At 43.9% G+C, this 17,819-nt stretch carries 19 protein-coding genes and 2 pseudogenes; 7 read left to right on the top strand and 14 right to left on the bottom strand.

All coding sequences use genetic code 11. From position 1 onward, the window contains the following. Positions 1-692: 692 nt before the first annotated feature. Together M2374_RS03890 and M2374_RS03885 are read right to left on the bottom strand one after the other, a co-directional pair. Positions 693-860, bottom strand: coding sequence for a YnfU family zinc-binding protein (locus tag M2374_RS03890; RefSeq protein ID WP_219816768.1), 168 nt, complete (start codon positions 858-860; stop codon positions 693-695). 205 nt (positions 861-1,065) lie between these two features. Beyond that, positions 1,066-1,212, bottom strand: coding sequence for a hypothetical protein (locus tag M2374_RS03885; protein ID WP_181625434.1), 147 nt, complete (start codon positions 1,210-1,212; stop codon positions 1,066-1,068). Positions 1,213-1,455: 243 nt separating this feature from the next. Between M2374_RS03885 and M2374_RS03880 the strand changes: the two genes are divergently transcribed. Beyond that, positions 1,456-1,704, top strand: a complete 249-nt coding sequence (locus M2374_RS03880) for a CsbD family protein (protein WP_181638115.1) — start codon at positions 1,456-1,458, stop codon at positions 1,702-1,704. 161 nt (positions 1,705-1,865) lie between these two features. On the opposite strand, the gene M2374_RS03875 is transcribed toward M2374_RS03880, so the two are convergent. From M2374_RS03875 to M2374_RS03860, 4 genes are all read right to left on the bottom strand, one after another. Next, entirely contained in the window at positions 1,866-2,003 is a 138-nt protein-coding gene (locus M2374_RS03875; RefSeq protein WP_181638116.1) for a hypothetical protein, read from the bottom strand. Positions 2,004-2,335: 332 nt separating this feature from the next. Then, positions 2,336-2,890, bottom strand: a complete 555-nt coding sequence (locus M2374_RS03870; protein WP_259153927.1) for a hypothetical protein — start codon at positions 2,888-2,890, stop codon at positions 2,336-2,338. After that, on the bottom strand, positions 2,887-3,435 hold the full coding sequence (locus M2374_RS03865; RefSeq protein WP_181625438.1) for a lysozyme: 549 nt from the start codon (positions 3,433-3,435) through the stop codon (positions 2,887-2,889). Before M2374_RS03865 ends, M2374_RS03870 begins: the two co-directional genes overlap by 4 nt. After that, positions 3,407-3,685 (bottom strand): phage holin, encoded by a 279-nt coding sequence (locus M2374_RS03860; protein WP_181625439.1) that lies wholly within the window; start codon positions 3,683-3,685, stop codon positions 3,407-3,409. The genes M2374_RS03865 and M2374_RS03860 overlap by 29 nt, the downstream gene beginning before the upstream one ends. 397 nt (positions 3,686-4,082) lie before the next feature. Between M2374_RS03860 and M2374_RS03855 the strand changes: the two genes are divergently transcribed. Continuing rightward, positions 4,083-4,250 carry a YnfU family zinc-binding protein gene (locus M2374_RS03855; protein WP_220131369.1) on the top strand — a complete coding sequence of 56 codons (168 nt, stop codon included), beginning with the start codon at positions 4,083-4,085 and terminating at the stop codon, positions 4,248-4,250. Between the two features lie 402 nt (positions 4,251-4,652). Here M2374_RS03855 and cspA read toward each other — a convergent pair whose 3' ends face one another. After that, positions 4,653-4,868, bottom strand: a complete 216-nt coding sequence (gene cspA, locus M2374_RS03850) for an RNA chaperone/antiterminator CspA (RefSeq protein ID WP_048216579.1) — start codon at positions 4,866-4,868, stop codon at positions 4,653-4,655. Positions 4,869-5,166: 298 nt separating this feature from the next. On the opposite strand from cspA, the gene cspF reads away from it, so the two are divergent. Further along, complete coding sequence (gene cspF / locus M2374_RS03845; RefSeq protein ID WP_075261945.1) at positions 5,167-5,379, top strand: cold shock-like protein CspF; 213 nt, start codon at positions 5,167-5,169, stop codon at positions 5,377-5,379. Between the two features lie 400 nt (positions 5,380-5,779). Here cspF and M2374_RS03840 read toward each other — a convergent pair whose 3' ends face one another. The 5 genes and pseudogenes from M2374_RS03840 to M2374_RS03820 all read right to left on the bottom strand — a co-directional run bounded on the left by M2374_RS03840 (position 5,780) and on the right by M2374_RS03820 (position 7,958). Continuing rightward, complete coding sequence (locus M2374_RS03840) at positions 5,780-6,196, bottom strand: antiterminator Q family protein (protein ID WP_181625440.1); 417 nt, start codon at positions 6,194-6,196, stop codon at positions 5,780-5,782. Between the two features lie 27 nt (positions 6,197-6,223). Further along, positions 6,224-6,949 (bottom strand): annotated as a pseudogene (locus M2374_RS03835) (DUF968 domain-containing protein); the annotation flags it as partial. Further along, a complete protein-coding gene (locus M2374_RS03830; RefSeq protein ID WP_259153940.1) occupies positions 6,906-7,157 on the bottom strand; it encodes a hypothetical protein in 252 nt (83 codons plus the stop codon). The gene M2374_RS03830 and the pseudogene M2374_RS03835, both read right to left, overlap by 44 nt. Further along, positions 7,154-7,705 carry a protein YmfL gene (ymfL, locus tag M2374_RS03825; RefSeq protein WP_185655106.1) on the bottom strand — a complete coding sequence of 184 codons (552 nt, stop codon included), beginning with the start codon at positions 7,703-7,705 and terminating at the stop codon, positions 7,154-7,156. The genes M2374_RS03830 and ymfL overlap by 4 nt, the downstream gene beginning before the upstream one ends. Further along, positions 7,698-7,958: a helix-turn-helix transcriptional regulator gene (locus tag M2374_RS03820; RefSeq protein WP_181638117.1), complete on the bottom strand. Its 261-nt coding sequence runs from the start codon at positions 7,956-7,958 to the stop codon at positions 7,698-7,700. Before M2374_RS03820 ends, ymfL begins: the two co-directional genes overlap by 8 nt. A 97-nt stretch (positions 7,959-8,055) precedes the next feature. On the opposite strand from M2374_RS03820, the gene M2374_RS03815 reads away from it, so the two are divergent. The 4 genes and pseudogenes from M2374_RS03815 to M2374_RS03800 all read left to right on the top strand — a co-directional run bounded on the left by M2374_RS03815 (position 8,056) and on the right by M2374_RS03800 (position 10,829). Beyond that, positions 8,056-8,748: a helix-turn-helix transcriptional regulator gene (locus M2374_RS03815; protein WP_181638118.1), complete on the top strand. Its 693-nt coding sequence runs from the start codon at positions 8,056-8,058 to the stop codon at positions 8,746-8,748. Positions 8,749-9,259: 511 nt separating this feature from the next. Next, a pseudogene (locus M2374_RS03810) lies at positions 9,260-9,445 on the top strand (hypothetical protein); the annotation flags it as partial. 30 nt (positions 9,446-9,475) lie between these two features. Beyond that, on the top strand, positions 9,476-9,721 hold the full coding sequence (locus M2374_RS03805; protein WP_185655105.1) for an excisionase: 246 nt from the start codon (positions 9,476-9,478) through the stop codon (positions 9,719-9,721). Beyond that, positions 9,702-10,829: a site-specific integrase gene (locus tag M2374_RS03800; RefSeq protein WP_259153924.1), complete on the top strand. Its 1,128-nt coding sequence runs from the start codon at positions 9,702-9,704 to the stop codon at positions 10,827-10,829. The genes M2374_RS03805 and M2374_RS03800 overlap by 20 nt, the downstream gene beginning before the upstream one ends. A 204-nt stretch (positions 10,830-11,033) precedes the next feature. Here M2374_RS03800 and M2374_RS03795 read toward each other — a convergent pair whose 3' ends face one another. Further along, on the bottom strand, positions 11,034-12,524 hold the full coding sequence (locus M2374_RS03795) for a hypothetical protein (RefSeq protein ID WP_213135406.1): 1,491 nt from the start codon (positions 12,522-12,524) through the stop codon (positions 11,034-11,036). Further along, positions 12,521-17,482: an AAA domain-containing protein gene (locus M2374_RS03790; RefSeq protein ID WP_213135405.1), complete on the bottom strand. Its 4,962-nt coding sequence runs from the start codon at positions 17,480-17,482 to the stop codon at positions 12,521-12,523. The genes M2374_RS03795 and M2374_RS03790 overlap by 4 nt, the downstream gene beginning before the upstream one ends. Positions 17,483-17,819 lie beyond the last annotated feature (337 nt).

Genomic DNA, 17,819 nt, shown 5'->3' with positions numbered 1-17,819 from the left:
AAAGGAAACGACAGAGGCCAAAAAGCCCGTTTTCAGCACCTGTCGTTTGCTTTCTTTTTAGGGGGAGTTTTAAATAAAAAAAATAATTTAAGGCGAAGAAGAACGGAAAAGCCTTAAAACGGAAAATTTTAAAAAATAGCGAAAACCCGCGAGGTCGCCGCCCCGTAACAGCTCTGATTGCCAGAAAGGACCCGAAAATGATAATGATTATCAAAGTACATGAACAAAATGCGCCAAACTCTGTGCCATTACCCCTAGCCCAGTGACTGGCAGTCTGTTAGGGAGTACCTTCTTCACTCTTAGTTTCCATCCAGCACCCTCTGATGATATAAACGTAATCAGATAGTTATAGATAGAGTTTAAAACGGCATTTATTCATTTATAAGAAACAGTATCGTGAAATATTGCGCTTTAATTTCAACTCTTCTACTGTCTGGATGTGCAGGCCCAGCAGGATCCTATTGGGGTATAACACCAGCAAATTCAGACATCTGCCCTTCCGGGCAATCAGCCTCAGGTGAGTGTCGTTAATTTTCAATTCCTTTCACGAGTGAGTTTGTCGCACGGCAGAACCTCCAGGAGTACACGGTTTTCCCTGGCCCACCAACTGAAATACATCTCTTTGATGTACGCGTGCAATATGCATAAAAAAGCCCCGCAATTGCGAGGCTTGAGTTTATTTCTCTCGCGAACTACTTGTTGTGAATGACAAATAGCGATTTACATTTAGGACAAAGCAACGCCTGTTGCTGTCGTACTTTCGTGGTCGACTGTGTCGAATTATGCCCACATATCGGACACATAACAGTCATGCTGGCTACAAGGCCAACGCGACGCATTGCGTTATCAAAATATGACATGATGGTTAACCTTTAAATGAGTATGGTTTACCGTATCATAACCAGTTCATTTATCAACCAACTATTCTCGTATATTTGACATTATATCGATTTATCATAGTCATGCATGACTACAGCAATACCAGTCATACCCTGAATTAGGCCAAAGATTAGCTATTAAGATTATTTTCTATTTCACCGTAATTGTAACAGCACCTTCATTACATTAGGAGCTGGAATAATTATCGGGATTTTTCACAACCCAGTCTCCTTTTCTGTCCTTTACAACCTCAATAAATTCATCAGCATGAGAATATGAACCGCCTTCATCTTCCCACTCATTTAACGAATGTAACCATTCATCTTGTGTCAAGATTTTTCCTGTTACAGTACTACGCAAAAAAACAGTCATAACTATTATGCCAGTAATTTTAGGAATCGATTCCCTTTGATTATAGGTTAGATATCACACAACATATTCCCATAGTTCTTGAATCTATACTAAATAAAATCATTAGAACATTTTAATATATGTCAAGTCATTATCAGCGATTTGCATGTGTATTTATTCTAACTGCTATACTTTATAGATCCCTAATTATTGGAGATTTAGTTTATGTTTGGTACAAACAAAAATAAAAGCCAAGTTATTCATGGTGAGCTAGAGGAAAGTTATGGTGAAGCTCTGGAGTCACCTGAACATAAATTTAATGATACGGCAAGAAAATACGCATCCAAAGCAAACGATGCTATGCGAGCCAGTACAGATAACATCAAGAGCCAGATAGAGTCCAATCCAATAACGTGCGTCGCTGTAGCCGCGACCACCGCATTTATAATCGGTTTTTTGTTAGGTCGACGTTAAACAACAAATGGCTCATACCGAGCCATTTGTACCGTAACATACTCAAACATCGAAAATAGAACTTTACAGCTCAAATATTTAAGATTCATTTACACAAGATTTCATCGCATTCTCACCACATAATAAACCGCCTAGATTACGACGGTTTATTATGATACGTATTATTTAGGAGAATCCCTGTCAATTCCGGGATTATCTGGATCTGAGGTTTCTCCATCATCTGGATATGTTGGTTTGTCTTCTCCAGGGAAGGGGGAATCTTCAGGCAGCGGATCAACTACATCAGGACGGTCTGTCATAAAACCACCTCAAAAAAAATAAAAAAACAACAAAGCACTATACTTACTTTTGTGTTTTTTTAGTTTTATTTTTTTCCTCATCATTATCTTTTCTATCCTTGCTCTTAGATTGATCAGGAGATACGTTCATTGGGTAAAATCTCATAGGGAACTCCAATTTAGTCTCCAGCAAGTCGCTGTGGTTATAGTATAGTTAAAAAAAACCATAAAAATTAACGAGGCGGTTATTATTTTGTGCAAACACATCCATGTCATTAATTAATGAGAAATTAAGAAAAAAAACTTACACTTAATTTACATGACGTGCTAGGAAGCGTTTATTTTTATGCTTTCTAATTCCCCGCATCGCTTCCAACCGGCCTCTGCCTTTTTATCTCTTCAATTTCTCTAATCCCTGCAAGTTGGTTGTTTGCCTTCTCTATTGCTGCAAGAAGAGGTTTAATCCAGAGTACGGCCTGGCAGTACGTCAGCGCGCGGGAGGCAACGGGACTATCACCGGTTGCGTCAGCGTCCCCGGAATCGGAGTACATTGAGCTGGCACGTAAACGGTTCGCGTAGTTGAGCAGCCCGCCAGCGACATCAGCAGGAACAGGTAGATCACAGTTTTTTTCATATCGAAGGATCTCCCGGTATTCGATGACGGTCTTTTCGATACCCGCCTCAATGAGCGAATTTAAGCGACTGGCGTTTTCCGCAACCTGATTAAACCGGTTGAAGTTGAAAGCCTGAGTGGTTATTACCGTCGCTTGCAGCGCGTTATCACTGCGCAAAACCCGGTTATCACTCTGAGTCTTTTCCAGCGCTGTGCTACTGCGCGCCAGTAATACACTGAGAACCGCGATAATAGTCACCGCTACAATCCCAACAAAAATCAGGGTTCTGTTCACTGGTCTATCCCCCAGCACGCCAGCACGCTTTCCTGGTCCCTCCGTTCTACCTGCCCGTAGCAGCCATTCTTCTGGCCTTTGGTCAGGCGACAATCGCGGCCACCGTCTTTAATCCACCAGCGAATCGATTCACATGCACCTTTACGATCGCCAGCATTAATTCGCTTATAGAACGTTGACGGGAAACATTTTCCTGGACCGATGTTATATGGGCAGAAAGATGCGATCCCAGCTTTCTGTGGTTCGGTCAGCGGTACCTTGATATTTCGCTCAACCCAAGCCAGCGCCTTATCGCGTTCAATGGCGTTTACCTGGGCGCATTTCTCAGCAGACAGCCTCATGCCCTGCACGACTGGCTTACCATCAACCATCGTGGCACCACGGCAAATTGTCCAGATACCTGAACCATCCCTGTATGCCGTCAGGCTGTTGCCTTCTTTCTCATCCAGAAACTGATCAAGAATAAATGTCGCGGAAGCTCCGGATAGAATTAAACCAATAACTGTAGCGCTCAGTTTATTCTTCGGCTTTGGTGACATAGCCATTACGCCGATCCTCCCGTTCTTTCCAGCGGAAATACCAGTTCACTGCACAGGTGATAACGGTACATGCGATACCGACAATGATTGCCCAGTCACTCAGGCTTAATCCTGCAATTCTGTCGGCCAACATCCAGGACACCTCTTTTGCTGTTTTAGCTGTTTCGGCGTATGCCTTTGCTGATACACCGCAACCGGTCAGCGTGGTTCCTGTTCCATATGAGAGTCTGCTGTATATAGTGCTCATTCTGGTCATAGCCTCACCTCCGATTGTTCGGATGGCGCTGTGTGTAACTGAAGGGGAGCAGGCATCCGGGCTCTTTTGGAAAAAATATGCTTGGAGTTGAATCCCGGTGCCTGAAATAAAAAACCCGCTCAAGTAAGCGGGTCAGAAAAAGTCTTTTATGTTAGTAAAATCAAGGTATGTTGTCTGAGTTCTCAGCGTACAAATCATCACAATCCAGGCGCATTGCAACATCCTCCCAGACGCTATTACCTACACTTAGAGAGGCTTTCACAAACACGCCCAAAGGGCGATTTTACGGATACAATCTCAATCCAATAACTGATATCTGTATCAATCAAACAATAAATTAAAGATATTTTCGACAAATTAGTGTAATGTAAACGTTCATTAACTCAGGAAAAAGCCTATGTCAGAACGTAAAGACTCTAAATCACGTCGTAATTATCTTGTCAAATGCACCTGCCCAAACTGCACCCAACATTCTGAACACAGTTTTTCGAGAGTACAAAAAGGTGCTCTTTTAATCTGTCCTCATTGCAATAAAGTATTCCAGACAACTCCCAACGCTGCATAATAAATAAATTTTAACGTCTTCATGCCACACATAATAGCCACAACTATTGTGTGGGATTATCTTGTTAAAGATAATAAAAAACCCGCTGCATGCGGGTTTATATGTTTTCATATTTAATTAATTTCAATTGTGACTTTTTCGGAAAAGTCGCTCCCTTACGCATGTTTCGTAAGGCCGGTAGCTAGCGCTTCTGTGGTTCGACTATTCGAGCAGCAGAGTTGCACGTCACAACAACGATCAGCGTACTTTCTCCTGCAGGAGATATGCTCACCGTTATCATGAAATGCCGGATCAGTATGAATTCGATTCAACTGACCCAACAATACATCCATTATTTCTGTCAATATGACCACTCAGGCATTAGCCTTCTTCGTTATCGCATAGAGACAATTTTTTGGATTTTTACTCTGTAGTAACTACGTTAGCAGCAACCGGACCTTTAGCACCATTCTCAATAGAGAAGGTTACTTTTTGTCCTTCAAACAGGGTGCGATAATTATCACTCTGGATAGCAGAGAAATGAACAAACACATCTTTGCTGCCATCAACGGGAGAAATAAATCCGAAACCCTTATCAGCATTAAACCATTTTACTAAACCAGTCATTTTATTAGACATATATTTATTCCTTAATTTGAGCCTTTCGGCATAGATGGTTTTATTACAGAAACTACTTCGTGCTTAGTGGAGAGACTCAAAGAAGGGATAAATATATAATACCTGAAATGAGAACTGCTTTAATAAACTGCCTTGTACACGTCTGTTCTTCAAACCGACGTAATCATTAACGCATGGGCATACATATTAATCAATGTTTATTTTAGCCGTCCAGGTCCCCTTACAGCCAGGAAGTATTTCTGGCGTTATTTTTAAGCACGTGTATAGTGCACCGTGTTTTCACCATTAAGGAATTTGTTTGTCCCGTAAAATGACAGGAATTGTCAAAACCTTTGACTGCAAAAGCGGTAAAGGTCTTATCACCCCCTCCGATGGCCGCATAGACGTACAGCTTCACATTTCAGCACTAAGCCTCCGCGATTCAGAAGCACTCATTCCCGGGTTACGCGTTGAGTTTTGTCGAATAAATGGCCTTCGTGGTCCTTCGGCAGCGAATGTTTATCTCTCATGAATTGAAATGCCGCCTATACTTTTGGTAATCATAAAGCAGAGCTTCAGAACAAGGAGAGTTTACATGAATCAGACTGTCTATCTCAGCGACTGGCTGACTGGTCTTAAGAGCTTATGCAGTACTATTACAATGACTATACTGCTATTTATTTAGCCTAAAGATCATCGCGTACTGAGGCCCCTATCTGATAACAGGGGCAAAATATAAAAGACTCAACGCATTGCTTTTGCATCCAGAATGTTGATATGAACGCTTATTCTGAATGCCAGAATCAGGAATGACGCTCCGTCATACCCGCCATACAACAACGCGACCTTTACCAATATCTCACATTCGCTAGTAAGCAATTGTTTTCAATGATTAAGAACAGCTGCGTAACAGCTACTCTTAACACCTTACATCAAAAAATGCGGACCGCACTAGTGCTTTTTTTATGGTTTTCTACGCAAACAATCGGATCCATCTCCAGCCGAAGATCCAGCATAGACAAACATCCCTCGACGAATCCTTCCGCTAATTGCATTTCTATCCGGATCTGTTTTTCACATTTCTTATGTCGCTTCGCCATACCCCTCTTGGACACTCTGAGAACGTAATGAGCCACTAACAGTTCATAATCGTAATGACTCCTCTTACGAAGCCTGGCCAAGCAACTTTCAATAATCAGTCCGTCATCATCACAACATTGAGGGCGAGCTTTGTTTGTATAAGGCAATAGACCTTTAAAGCCAGCTGCAATTGAGGAGTAGTCAATGCGATGTGAATCACTCGCAGCCCAGGCTCCCCATAAATCTAAAACCTTCTGTATATCACGCATTATTCTTCCCCACTTACGCCAGCACGCAATTGCCAACGCACGATCGATAAAACGAAATATCAGCTCCAGTTGGGAGCCATACTTTTCTTCAAATGCCACGGTGTCCGCATGTAGCTCGTTGTGATGCTTTCTGCACAAAGGCAACACAAAGAGGTCATGCGCTTTTGTACCCACCCCCCCCTGACCGTGGCCTATCAGGTGATGAGGATCATCGGCGGGCTTTCCACAACATGCACACGGCTGTGTCTTAACCCAGCGCGTGTACTTCTCGTTAACCCATCGACGGCGTTTGGGGCGCAGCATAAAAGACTCCGGTGATTCCGGGTCAACCTTAAGCGCGAGCACCTTTTTCACTTTGTCATGGACAATGCTGGTGGCCGGGACCGAGGGAACCAGGTCACTTTCACGGGTTACCGATTGGACTACTGGCTCTGGCATTCTCAGGGCCTTACAGGCTGCGCTTTCCGGCAGAACATCAGCCAGTTCATAACGAACCAGCCACCAGCACAGCTCCGGTAGCGTAACGACATGGTTATCACCAAAACCGAGATCCCGGAGAACAACAGACAGCACCCAGCGGGCACAGTTATCCGTTGCCGTTGATTCCAGCCGTTCCGTGAACTGATCGCGCAGCTGATTATCACAATGCCAGCACAAGCGGATCGCCCCAGGAGCGTGGCGCATTGTTGTTACGTGCTCGCTGTGCCAGTCAGAATGCGGCCACTGACAACCATTTTCCCGAAGTAACCAGCTTCAGTAATAGATTGACGAGACCGGCACGCGCCGCAGCGTCATTGATGCGGTCATGCAGATGATTCTGGCCCACAGCCTGGCCGTGTCCTCTGTGGTTACTAATGACCTGGCCATTTGATAATCTGCATTCATGCCGTAACGGCAGGCGCTCATAAACCACTGACGCCAGCTGTCGCGACACAAAGTTATTTGCCGTTAAACTGTTCATGCGTTAGTTTCTCCACAGTCACGACACGCCACGGCGCCCAGAGCTGCACACTCGTGGGCGTCATTACTTTCTGGGGCACAAAAAATCTTGTATACCAGCGTGGCGTGTTCCTGCAGCTTCGTAATAGCCCGGAAAAGCTCATCGTTGATGGCTATCCGTTCATGAAGTTCCACCACCCCATCTTCGATTGCTAAACGTATTTGCTTTGAGTAGCTTCCAACCTGCTCGATGGCTTCCAGCAGACGCTGGTTGATATCAGCGTTCTCCACTTCCTCAACTTCCGGAAGTGATACAAAGACACCATTCGCAGATTGCGCTACAGCATCAGCAATATGGTGAGTACCACCAGCACGTTGTAAAACCATTGCCCAACCAAGTGGGAAGATCTGATCGCCATCTGCGCGGAGGCGATTAAAGAGCGCGTTCTCTGTTACATCCAGCCAGTCAGCAGCTTCTGCATATCCCCCTGGCAGCGCCGCGATAGTTTTCCTGACAGCCTTCACATACCACTCAGGCTGTTTTTCTACTTTCCAGTGATGTTTACCCACGGCTCACCTCCTGTTCTTGTGGTTTCAGCTCACTCTGGTTTTGGCTAGATTGAAAACGAGCTGGGTAGAGAATCTGCATTTCGCTAATTTCCCCCTTAAAAAAATTGGCGAGACGTTCCGCGAGATCGATAGATGGGACCTGCTCCAGTCTCTCAATGCGGCTTAACGTCGCCTGATTGACATGAACACACTCAGCTACATGCTGTAATGTAAAACCATGCGCCTTACGCACATTTCGTAATGGTGATTGCATACACCCTCCAATTGTTGCGCCATTCGCATGTTATTTTGCGCAAGTAAATTGCGCAAGTTGATTTGCTTAACTCGCAATAAAGAAATGTAATAAACGCATGAGCATAGGAAACCGAGTTAGACAACTTCGCCAAGCGAAGAACATGAAAATTGCCGACCTAGCTGAAGCCATTGGTGTGGATTCGGCAAATATCTCACGCCTTGAAACAGGTAAGCAGAAGCAATTTACCGAGCAAGCCCTGGGCAATATAGCCAAGAGCTTAGATGTTGAAATTGCTGATCTCTTTACCTCTGAGCTCAAAAATAATACTGTATGTAAAAACAGTGTTAGTGAGGGTGATGAGCAGGTGAAGGATGTATTCCGTATTGAATTGCTGGATGTCAGTGCCAGTGCGGGAAATGGCCTTATCCAAGGTGGTGATGTCATTGATGTGATTCATGCTATCGAATACAGAACTGATAATGCTTTATCGATGTTTGGCGGCCGGCCTGCCAATCACATTAAAGTCATCAACGTTCGTGGGGACAGTATGTGTCCAACCATTGAGCCTGGAGATTTGATCTTCGTTGATGTCAGCATCAATCAGTTCGATGGTGATGGTATCTATGTCTTTGGTTTTGACGACAAAATATACGTTAAACGACTGCAAATGATCCCAGACAAACTGTTGGTAATTTCTGATAACCAGATTTATCGTGAATGGGGAATCACCAGCGAAAATGAACACCGATTCATGGTCTTTGGAAAGGTCTTAATCAGTCAGTCGCAAACCCTAAAGCGACACAATTAAGCCAGCATACTCTTCATCAGCCACCAATAGGTGGCTTTTTTTTACTCTGTAAATTGCATATCTCGCAATATGCGCACTTGCATATTGCGCAATTTCATATTATCTTTCCCCACAGACAAACGAACAGGCGAAACGCCAAAGAAACTTTGGTTGTAACACGGCGTATGGCACATGCGTCGTTAGCGGTCTGGCAACGCTAAAGGGGCAAACCTCCCCTATCTCGGCGAACAAGTCAGGTAGCCGGAATGTGCAAGCCAATGAGGGTACGTATAGGGCGCCTAACCAGCGTGGCGATTCGGTTTGACGCCTGGGAAGAGACCAGGATGCAACGATGAGAGCATTTATGGCTCCGCAACAAATGTGGTGCCTTAACTGGCTAAGTGCTCTCAGCGTTGTGGTAATCCGCGAAATGGCGCGGCGGTAAGTATGGCCGTGTTACGCTTTCCCGAGTTGAGGACACCGGATTGTCAGGTTGACCATACGCCTGAGTGGCAATCCCGCCACAACTCCCATTGCTTTGGCGGTACCAGTTTTTTCCTTAGTCCTTTCTGGTACCGCCCTTTTTACAAAACAGAGAAAAGTATTCCCGGATGACGGGGTCATAACCCGATCCATCCTGATAGTTGTGGCCACTGATGCTCTTCTCTGTTTTGTGGAGAAACTAACCGACCTTGCAGGGTCGATATGCAGAGACTGAACAGTTAGTGAAGTAACAAGGTGATCGCATATGCTTCAAATGTTAACTCTTGAAGAATGGGCCTCTGAAAAATACAGAAGTAATCCTCCAAGTGTGTCCACATTGCGTCGTTATGCTAAGCAGAATTTATTTTGCCCACCGGCCATGAAACAAGGTCGGTTATGGCGAGTGCGTGAGGATGCCGAGTTAGTTGGAGAGCTGGTAACGCCAGTAATTAAGAAAAATGACTCATTAATTTTGCAACGGATTTTGAGTGATGGCAGCCAGACCGCGTAAAAATAATGTTTCGGTCCCTAACTTATATCCACTTTATAGTCGGAAGGTAAATAAAGTCTATTGGCGGTATAAGCATCCAATAACAGGGAAATTCCATGCTTTGGGAACAAACGAAGCTGAAGCTATCGCTATTGCCACTGAAGCCAATACGCGCCTGGCTGAACAAAGAACCCGGCAGATTCTGGCCATCAGTGACAGGATCGCAACCAGCAAAGGAAAAGCGATCACAACGTCAACCTGGTTAGATCGCTATCAAGCGATCCAGGATGACAGGCTCAAAAGTGGTGATATAAGACTCAATACCTATAAGCAAAAAGCCAAACCAGTATCCTTGCTCAGGGAACGAGCAGGAATGAAGTTGATCTCGACCGTTGATGTCAGAGATATAGCACAATTGCTTGAAGAGTATATCTCTGCGGGACAGCCGAGAATGGCCCAAGTCGTAAGGTCTGTATTGATCGATGTGTTTAAGGAAGCACAGCATTATGGCGAAGTTCCGCCTGGGTATAACCCTGCTCTTGCGACGAAGCAACCCAGAAGGAAAATTACCCGTCAACGCCTCAGCCTAGAAGAATGGCAAAAAATATTCGATATCGCAGACACCAGTCATCGTTACATGGGAAATGCAATGTTGTTAGCGCTGGTTACCGGTCAACGTTTGGGGGATATATCTAAAATGAAATTCAGCGATATTTGGGATGATCATCTCCATGTCATTCAGGAAAAGACCGGGAGCAAAATCGCAATTCCTCTTTCTCTTCACCTCAATGCGATTAACTGGAGTTTACGCGATGTAGTAGCCCGCTGCCGTGACTATGCAGTCAGCCCATACCTTGTACATTTTTTCCGTACGACTTCACAGGCTGAACGCGGGGCACAGGTTAAATCTAACACATTGACGATGAATTTCAGTAAAGCGAGGGATTTGGCAGGAATCGACTGGGGTGATGGTTCGCCCGCAACATTCCATGAACAAAGGTCTTTATCTGAACGTCTGTACAAAGAACAGGGGTTAGACACACAAAAACTACTTGGTCATAAAACACAACAACAAACCGATCGTTATCATGATGATCGAGGTAAAGGATGGAGCAAAGTAGCGTTGTGAAACTTTAAGCGTCTCAACGCCACCTTGAATTTCTCACCACACATGAAAGTCCGCTCTGAACGAGGAGCGGAAGTCAGTAAGGCATAACTTATATTGAGAGGTTTTGATCAAAAGGGGCTGGCGATATAATAATTACTCCGAAAACCAGTCCATTAATTACATCACTAAAACGCCAGCTACCAGTTATGGTAACTGACTTTGATGTTAGCGATTCAGGCTAAGAATAGGTCTGGTGGTAGTCCTAGTTAGCCAGTTTTGTGGTAGAAGATCTCGTTCGCTTGCTGGCGATTTGGACTCTCCGGAAGAGCCCCATGTACTATTCAATTTGCTGAGGTCTCCGATTCTAGATTGGAATAATAACTCTAGAGACTTAATTCGTTCCGGATCTTTGGTCATGTAGCCAATGGGCAGACTAACTCCGCTATCACTATTAGGTTGACCATGATACTGTATAAGACCGAAAATACCAGGAATAACAAACAATTCAAGTCTATCCAGCTCTAGTGGAGTGGATAATCCATATGGGAAAATATTTATCAAGTACTGGCTAACATCCCATTTTTTTCCTTGATGGATTAGGGATACTTTTGCATCGTTGTCTCTTTGCTCAAGAATATTTTTTAGACCTTGTACAAAGTGCTCTATGTCCTCCGAATTAGCTCCCCACAATGGAACGTTACTCGGCATCCATAGTGCTTTTAGCTCAGTAACGTCATTATGCTCGTGTAGAGTTTTTCGAATCCATTGCAATGCATCACGTCGATTTTCAACTAGATATATGGGCCCAAAAACACCTCGAGTATCTGGTGAGCCATAACCAGTCTTGCTTTCATCTCTAGCATGCATCCAACCAGAATAATCTACCCGGTAGCCATTTACGAAAGGCTTAAGTATATGATCGTCGGCTAGTTGGCAGTATGTTTCCGCATCAGTGCCTTTTTCTTCTATGTAATTTGATCCTAGAAAATCTGCGATATGGGCTTCTAGCTTACTATTGAGGGGGCGACTTTGGTTTGGCCCTAGCCGTTCAACAGAGCAAATAAACTGTTTTGGTTCACCCTTAGCCTGCAGATAGGTGAATTCAATATCAACTGCTAACTGTAGCACTTCACTTGAACTGCAGCCCATCACTTTATAAAGTTGAGTTCGTTGACGTTCATGCTCGTTGTTGCGAGTTATTTCAAGATAACTGCGGAATTGTCGACTGAACTCTTCAATGATTTTATCCATTCCTAATTCTTTTAGGGATTCAGGCATTGCAAGTTCCGGCAAACCAAACATCAATCGACTCAATCTTTGTTCTTTACGGACAGACAAAGCAAAAGCGTCAAGTACCACATGTTCTGTCTGCTCATTATATTTAACCAACATTGGTACACCATCACCATCGCCGACTTGGCCCTTTAACAGTGGACTCGGGACTAGATAACCCTGGTGATCCAATGTAGCTAGGCGTTTATCTTCTAATGAATTTAGTAATTCTTCCTCTTCGCGTTCTGAAAGTCCGAAGAACTCACGTAACTCGAGAGGTAACATTCGTTCAAAGAGTATGAGCAGTCGACAAGCAAATAGCTCAATAGCAGGCATCGGCTTTTCTTCAGTCCAGGCTAAGTTCATGATGTATTTTCTAGCAGGAATAAGGATGGTAATGCGATTCCCTACACGAGCTTTAGTTTCTGTCGAAAGCGGGATCATAGTGGTGTGGCTTCCTTATTGAATTCAAGAGTCGTAATCATCTGGTAATGGCTATTGTGTTGTATTGCTTGCTCTGCGATGTATTCATACACTGAGCCCAATGCAGAGTCATTGTTGTCTTTACGCCACATTTTGCTTGCTCCAAGAATAACTAAGCGCTCCTGAGCACGAGAAATAGCTACGTTGATTCGGGGGGCATCCCTTAAGAAACCCTGCAGAGCGTCGGAATTATCTCGCACTAAACTAAGGATTATGATCTTGTTTTCTTGACCCTGGTAGGAATCAACGGTATCAATTCGGATCAAATGGCGCAGCGGTCCCATCCATTCAGCTTGATTGAGTTGAGTATCAATTTCATTTTTCTGCGCCCTGTACATGGTAATAATTCCAATTGGATAAGGTTGTTCATTGGTGACCGTTCTTTGCAGATGTTCCACAGCATCTGTCTCAACGAGAACGCGTAATGACTGTAATAACAGATCTATTTCATGTTGGTTGATGTAGCCTGGTTTAGCCTCTTTCTCACCCCGTTCAGAGGTGGTATCTATCCAGCTAACACCTTTATTCCATGGGAAAGGTAATTCGTCGTACCAGTATTTTACTGGTCCTCGCCCAGTGTGTAATTTGCCGATATCGTCGGCATAAAAACATGCTGAGACTAGGTCACCAATGGGTTCAATCATCCGATATTGTGTATCCAGTGTTACTCCACCACATGCCTTGAATGCTCGCTCGAAATCGGATTCTCGAAAAGCTTCTTTGTTTACATCAAGTAGTTTGCTTGCGTGCTTTATATGCCCATTCTGATAAAACGGAGGTAATTGTTTATGGTCGCCCACTAATAGAACGCGTTTCGCACTTTGCAATGCTACCATCAGCTCACTGGCTTGGGCGCGACCAGCTTCATCGACAATAACCCAATCAAATTGGGTCTGCTCCAGCTCTAAACTGCGACGTCCAACCCCCACTAGAGTGCCGCAAGCTAATTGTTTTGTTTTTAACATAAAACGTTCATAGCCAGCTTCTCCAGAGCGCAATACATCAAGCCATTCTTGGCTTAAGGATAGCAATCGATGTAGGCGGTCTACCTTAACGGGATTATTCACTCCATGACTTTGAGCTAATATCTGTAGTAGCTTGTCCAGTAGAAGCTCACTATCAGTTGGCAACTCGCCAAACGCCCCGTTGAATTGTTGTCGGATTATAGTTTCAATTGTTTCTAACGTCTGATTTCGCTGATGCATTAATTCCGTTAACTGGTTTACATGGATCTCATTGGAATCTCCACCAGTGCGTACAAGTTTTTCTCGCTGACGTTGGAACTGTCCTAATTGTGCTAGCAAGGGAGCTAGGTTGCGGTGCATTCGTGTTGCATCTTGAATAAGTTCATGTGGTAGCTGCAGTCTTGAGGACAGAGCATTAACTCGTATGTCATATTCCCTGTGAAATTTGTGACGGATTTTTTGTTGCAAAGCTCGGCTATGTGTTGGCAGCATACGATCATCGATTAGTGATTCACTACCGATTCGAATAGTATCCAGTTCCAGGCCTTTGTCAGCACATAGTTCACGGGCTTTTATTGCGACATTATCGACCGCAGAGTGCTGCTGTCCTACCAGGAGTATGTTGTTCGCACCAGCATGCTCAAACAGATAATGGATGAATTTACTGACGAAAGTCGTCTTCCCTGTACCAGGGGGACCTTGAAGCACTCCAACAGGACCTTGTCCTACCAAAAATTGAAATGCCTCGAGTTGCTTGCTATTTGTTTCCTGGCCAGGTACATCATATAACTCTCGCAGCTTCTGGATGGATGGACGCTCTGTCATTTCCCTGAGTGCAGGAGATTGTCTGGCATCAAAGTAGTCAATCAAGTTGGGTATGACCGATTTTTTAGTCATAACTCGGTTCAAAGCCTTGAGTCTAAGATCTCTTGACGATTTGCTACGAATGGATTCAAGTTGAAACGACTTACCAGGCGTGAACTGCTTATTGGCCCAATTGTTGACAGGTTGTATAGCTACAAAACTGCTGCTCGTCTCGTTGACGACGAGTTCTCCAAGCTTTTCATCGGACTTAGGTTGATAGATGTAGTAGGTCTCATCTACATCTATCTGCAGGTCCCGTCCATCGAGACACGAATATGGGTACATTGGATACCCACTATCGCTCACTTTATCCTCTGCATTCGATTCAATTTGGAAGGTTTGACGAAGTTGCCCTTCTGAATCAGCTAATGTCTTCCATAATCTCTCTGGAGATAATTCCTTGCGCTCTTCATCTGTTAAAGGACTGTCTGAAACGTCTACAGATAGATTAAAGCGCTCAATAATAGCATCGATGACAGCTTCCATGCTTAGGATTTCATCCACCAAAGAGCATCTTTCATCCACAGGGCCATTCTTCAGAGCAATAAGTTGTGATACTTTTCCAACAGAACGTCGTTGAGCGCTGACAACATCACTTAGCGGAATGGAGGTTGTATACCGGACTTTGGTAATGATACGTGCTTCAACATCCACGTTAATTTTTAGATAAGCGGTATTACCTGTAATAAAGCAAGCAAGTTCATTACTTGAATTACTAACTCGACTATCAATCCATTTGCAGTTGAAATAATAACCGCCGTCGATTGGATCCAAAAGTGTGGGAGCACTCGGAAGGTTACCCCTCCAACTCAACAATATCGGCTCTTTTTCTTCAACCTCTGGTTCTTCTGATTCTTCTGGTTCTAGAGCTTCATGCAGCGAATTGAGCAATGGAGCAAGGGCGATTGGAATTTGTGTTTGATTGTCCCGAGCTCTAATGAGTTCTTCTTGAACTTGTGTTGGCAAGTCTCCCGAGAAAAGTTCCTCAACAATCTTGAATACAGCATAACGGTCTCTCCCATATGCATCAGTAATGGCTGGGTTTACTGGACCATAATCTGTATTAAATGCCTCAGTTTCACTACCGTAATCAACCACATCTACAAGCATGATCAGTTCAGCATTGCTGTCTTTCACAAGAATATTCTCTGGATGCAAATCTCCATGGGCAAATCTTTTTTCGTGGAAATCCATTACAGTACTAATAAGATTAATTGCAAGCTCCCTCTTCTCTTCTTGAGACAAAGTTAAATCGAGCAAGTAATGTGACCAGGTTTCACCCTCCACATATTCTGTGACTACAAATAAGCCTTGGGGATTCATTAGACCAAAGTCTATTACTTTTGGAGTTGCGAGAGTTGCTTCTTGGAACTTTTCCAATCGTTTTAGAAACTGCAATACTCGACGATTGGAGCCTGGCTGGTTTTGAGAGATCTGAACATTATCCCATAACTTTACTAGAATTTCCCGATTGTCTTTATGAGCCAAGAATGATTTCTTACTGCTTACGCTGGCTAGAGCCTCGAAGGCTTGCTGTAGTTGCTCTGGGGATGGTGGGAAATTCTGGAGTATTAAGTATGGTGTTAGTTCTTGCCGTCGGTGTGGACTATGCAGTAACTGCTCAAAGATCTGTTGTGATTCTTTATCTTCTTCAGGACATGTTCCGGTAAGGGAGTTGAATTCTCCTAGCATGCTGTGGGCGCCGTCAAAACGTTCTGAGGCATCCCAAGATAAGGCTTTTTCAAACCAAGAGTTCAATAGTCCATCGAAAGGATCGTTTACAGGAAGAGTCCATTCGGGAACACCATCCACTTGCTCAAGCTTTTGATTAAAACAAATCTGATAAGCGACAGATGCCAGCAGGAATACATCGATACGAAAAGCGTCAATGATTTCGCCTTCAGACATAGCATCTTCAGGCAGTGCGACTGGTGAACTTTGCAGTAATTTTCGATGTTCGGCCACTGTTCCTGTTTCAGGAAAAAACGCAGCACCGAAACCTGATGCCAAAATACTACCGTGGTTGTTGGCATACCAGAGGTTGTGTGGGTCTACATCGCGGTGAGCAATATTCAATGCATGTAAGTCACCAAAAGGGGCTAGTAGAGCTCGAACCCTATCAATCCGTTGCTCTTTAGACCATGATGCAGAATCACTTGCTATAACCTCATCCAAACGCTCTGTATTTCGAGGTAACTCATACAACTCACAAAAATCCTCTGTGATGTCATCTGCTGAAACATCGTTGACATACCTAAGCAGATAATCTCGCATATTGCTGTTATCACGAATAAATTTCCCTATCCGATTTTCGCGCAGAGCAATATCGGACCAAGTAGCCTGTAAGGCATGTATGGTACCCAACTGATTAAAGTCCCAGCGACGGATCAATCCTTTCGCTGATGGCATTGTTTTATCTTGAGCCAAATATTCTTTGTAGATTGAGTTCCGGTGAGCAAACCAAGACTTGTTTGTGTGCGCCTGAAAGTTGCCAACAACAAGCTCTTTTTTCCGAATCTTTGGTCCTTCGATAAATCTGTAGATGACCTGCAAAGACTTTTCGGAGTTTGGTCTTGCTTTTCCATTGTTGAAGAATCCGGCCAGTTTTTTATTTGCGACTAGATTGTCATACTTTTCTGGAGACCGAATAGCAAGAAATTCATCGAGTGAGTGTACAAAAGGCCTTTCTATCTGAGGGAGATTGTCTGGAGTAGCGCTTCCACAAAGTACTACATGAGCTTCCACTGTGAGCCAATAACCGAGGTTGTGCGACAACTCTCTATCAAGTAATTTTTGTAGGCGCAGAGCATGTTCTCGTTTGATGGCAAAAGGGCTTTTTCCACGATTTTGACCATTCTGGATCCACATCCCGTTGTCATATTCGATTACCCCATTCCATTCTTTGAGCTCAACTAAAAGCAAACGGTCATGGGTAATGATAAGGCAATCAATTTCCATTGCGCCTTGCGCATCCGAAGCAACCAATCCCGCAAATCCGTGCCAGCTGCTTTGGAAGTGCTGCTCCATTTTACTGATTGCTCTGAGCTCACTTGCGTGAAGTCCAGCACCACCCACTTTTTTTATGTCCATCGACCTTATGTCCTTATTACAGAGATTTAAATATTTGCTAAAAATAGATTATTGTCTGCAGTAGCAACATGCTACACATGATAAAACATAACAATCCCCAAATTGACTAATTAATTATTTGACCGGATCTTCTTCACAAACAAATATAGCACGATGTAAGCAACGTCTGCTCCTGGCACAGAATGAAGCTAGATATTAACGAGCGTCTACCAGAAATAATAAAAAGCTGAGGAATGTCAAATGGGGACCTGGCAATAGAACTGCCATCTGACCGACCAGCCTACTCCAAACTCCCAAGGGGGTTTTGATAACTTATTTTGATAAAATTTTGATAACC

It is taken from the genome of Citrobacter sp. JUb117, from assembly GCF_024809055.1.
GTDB lineage: Bacteria > Pseudomonadota > Gammaproteobacteria > Enterobacterales > Enterobacteriaceae > Citrobacter > Citrobacter gillenii.
Note: the sequence above shows the minus strand (reverse complement) of the source record. Positions and strands in the feature narration are given on the sequence as shown.

Coding starts and splice junctions, on each gene's coding strand:
- M2374_RS03795 (WP_213135406.1), bottom strand. CDS start 12,524: ATGATCCCGCTTTCGACAGAAACTAAAGCTCGTGTAGGGAATCGCATT.
- M2374_RS03790 (WP_213135405.1), bottom strand. CDS start 17,482: ATGGACATAAAAAAAGTGGGTGGTGCTGGACTTCACGCAAGTGAGCTC.
- M2374_RS03890 (WP_219816768.1), bottom strand. CDS start 860: ATGTCATATTTTGATAACGCAATGCGTCGCGTTGGCCTTGTAGCCAGC.
- M2374_RS03840 (WP_181625440.1), bottom strand. CDS start 6,196: ATGCGTGATATACAGAAGGTTTTAGATTTATGGGGAGCCTGGGCTGCG.
- M2374_RS03855 (WP_220131369.1), top strand. CDS start 4,083: ATGTCAGAACGTAAAGACTCTAAATCACGTCGTAATTATCTTGTCAAA.
- M2374_RS03865 (WP_181625438.1), bottom strand. CDS start 3,435: ATGGCTATGTCACCAAAGCCGAAGAATAAACTGAGCGCTACAGTTATT.
- M2374_RS03830 (WP_259153940.1), bottom strand. CDS start 7,157: ATGAACAGTTTAACGGCAAATAACTTTGTGTCGCGACAGCTGGCGTCA.
- M2374_RS03880 (WP_181638115.1), top strand. CDS start 1,456: ATGTTTGGTACAAACAAAAATAAAAGCCAAGTTATTCATGGTGAGCTA.
- M2374_RS03820 (WP_181638117.1), bottom strand. CDS start 7,958: ATGCAATCACCATTACGAAATGTGCGTAAGGCGCATGGTTTTACATTA.
- cspA (WP_048216579.1), bottom strand. CDS start 4,868: ATGTCTAATAAAATGACTGGTTTAGTAAAATGGTTTAATGCTGATAAG.
- M2374_RS03800 (WP_259153924.1), top strand. CDS start 9,702: ATGGCAGCCAGACCGCGTAAAAATAATGTTTCGGTCCCTAACTTATAT.
- M2374_RS03805 (WP_185655105.1), top strand. CDS start 9,476: ATGCTTCAAATGTTAACTCTTGAAGAATGGGCCTCTGAAAAATACAGA.
- M2374_RS03815 (WP_181638118.1), top strand. CDS start 8,056: ATGAGCATAGGAAACCGAGTTAGACAACTTCGCCAAGCGAAGAACATG.
- M2374_RS03860 (WP_181625439.1), bottom strand. CDS start 3,685: ATGACCAGAATGAGCACTATATACAGCAGACTCTCATATGGAACAGGA.
- M2374_RS03875 (WP_181638116.1), bottom strand. CDS start 2,003: ATGACAGACCGTCCTGATGTAGTTGATCCGCTGCCTGAAGATTCCCCC.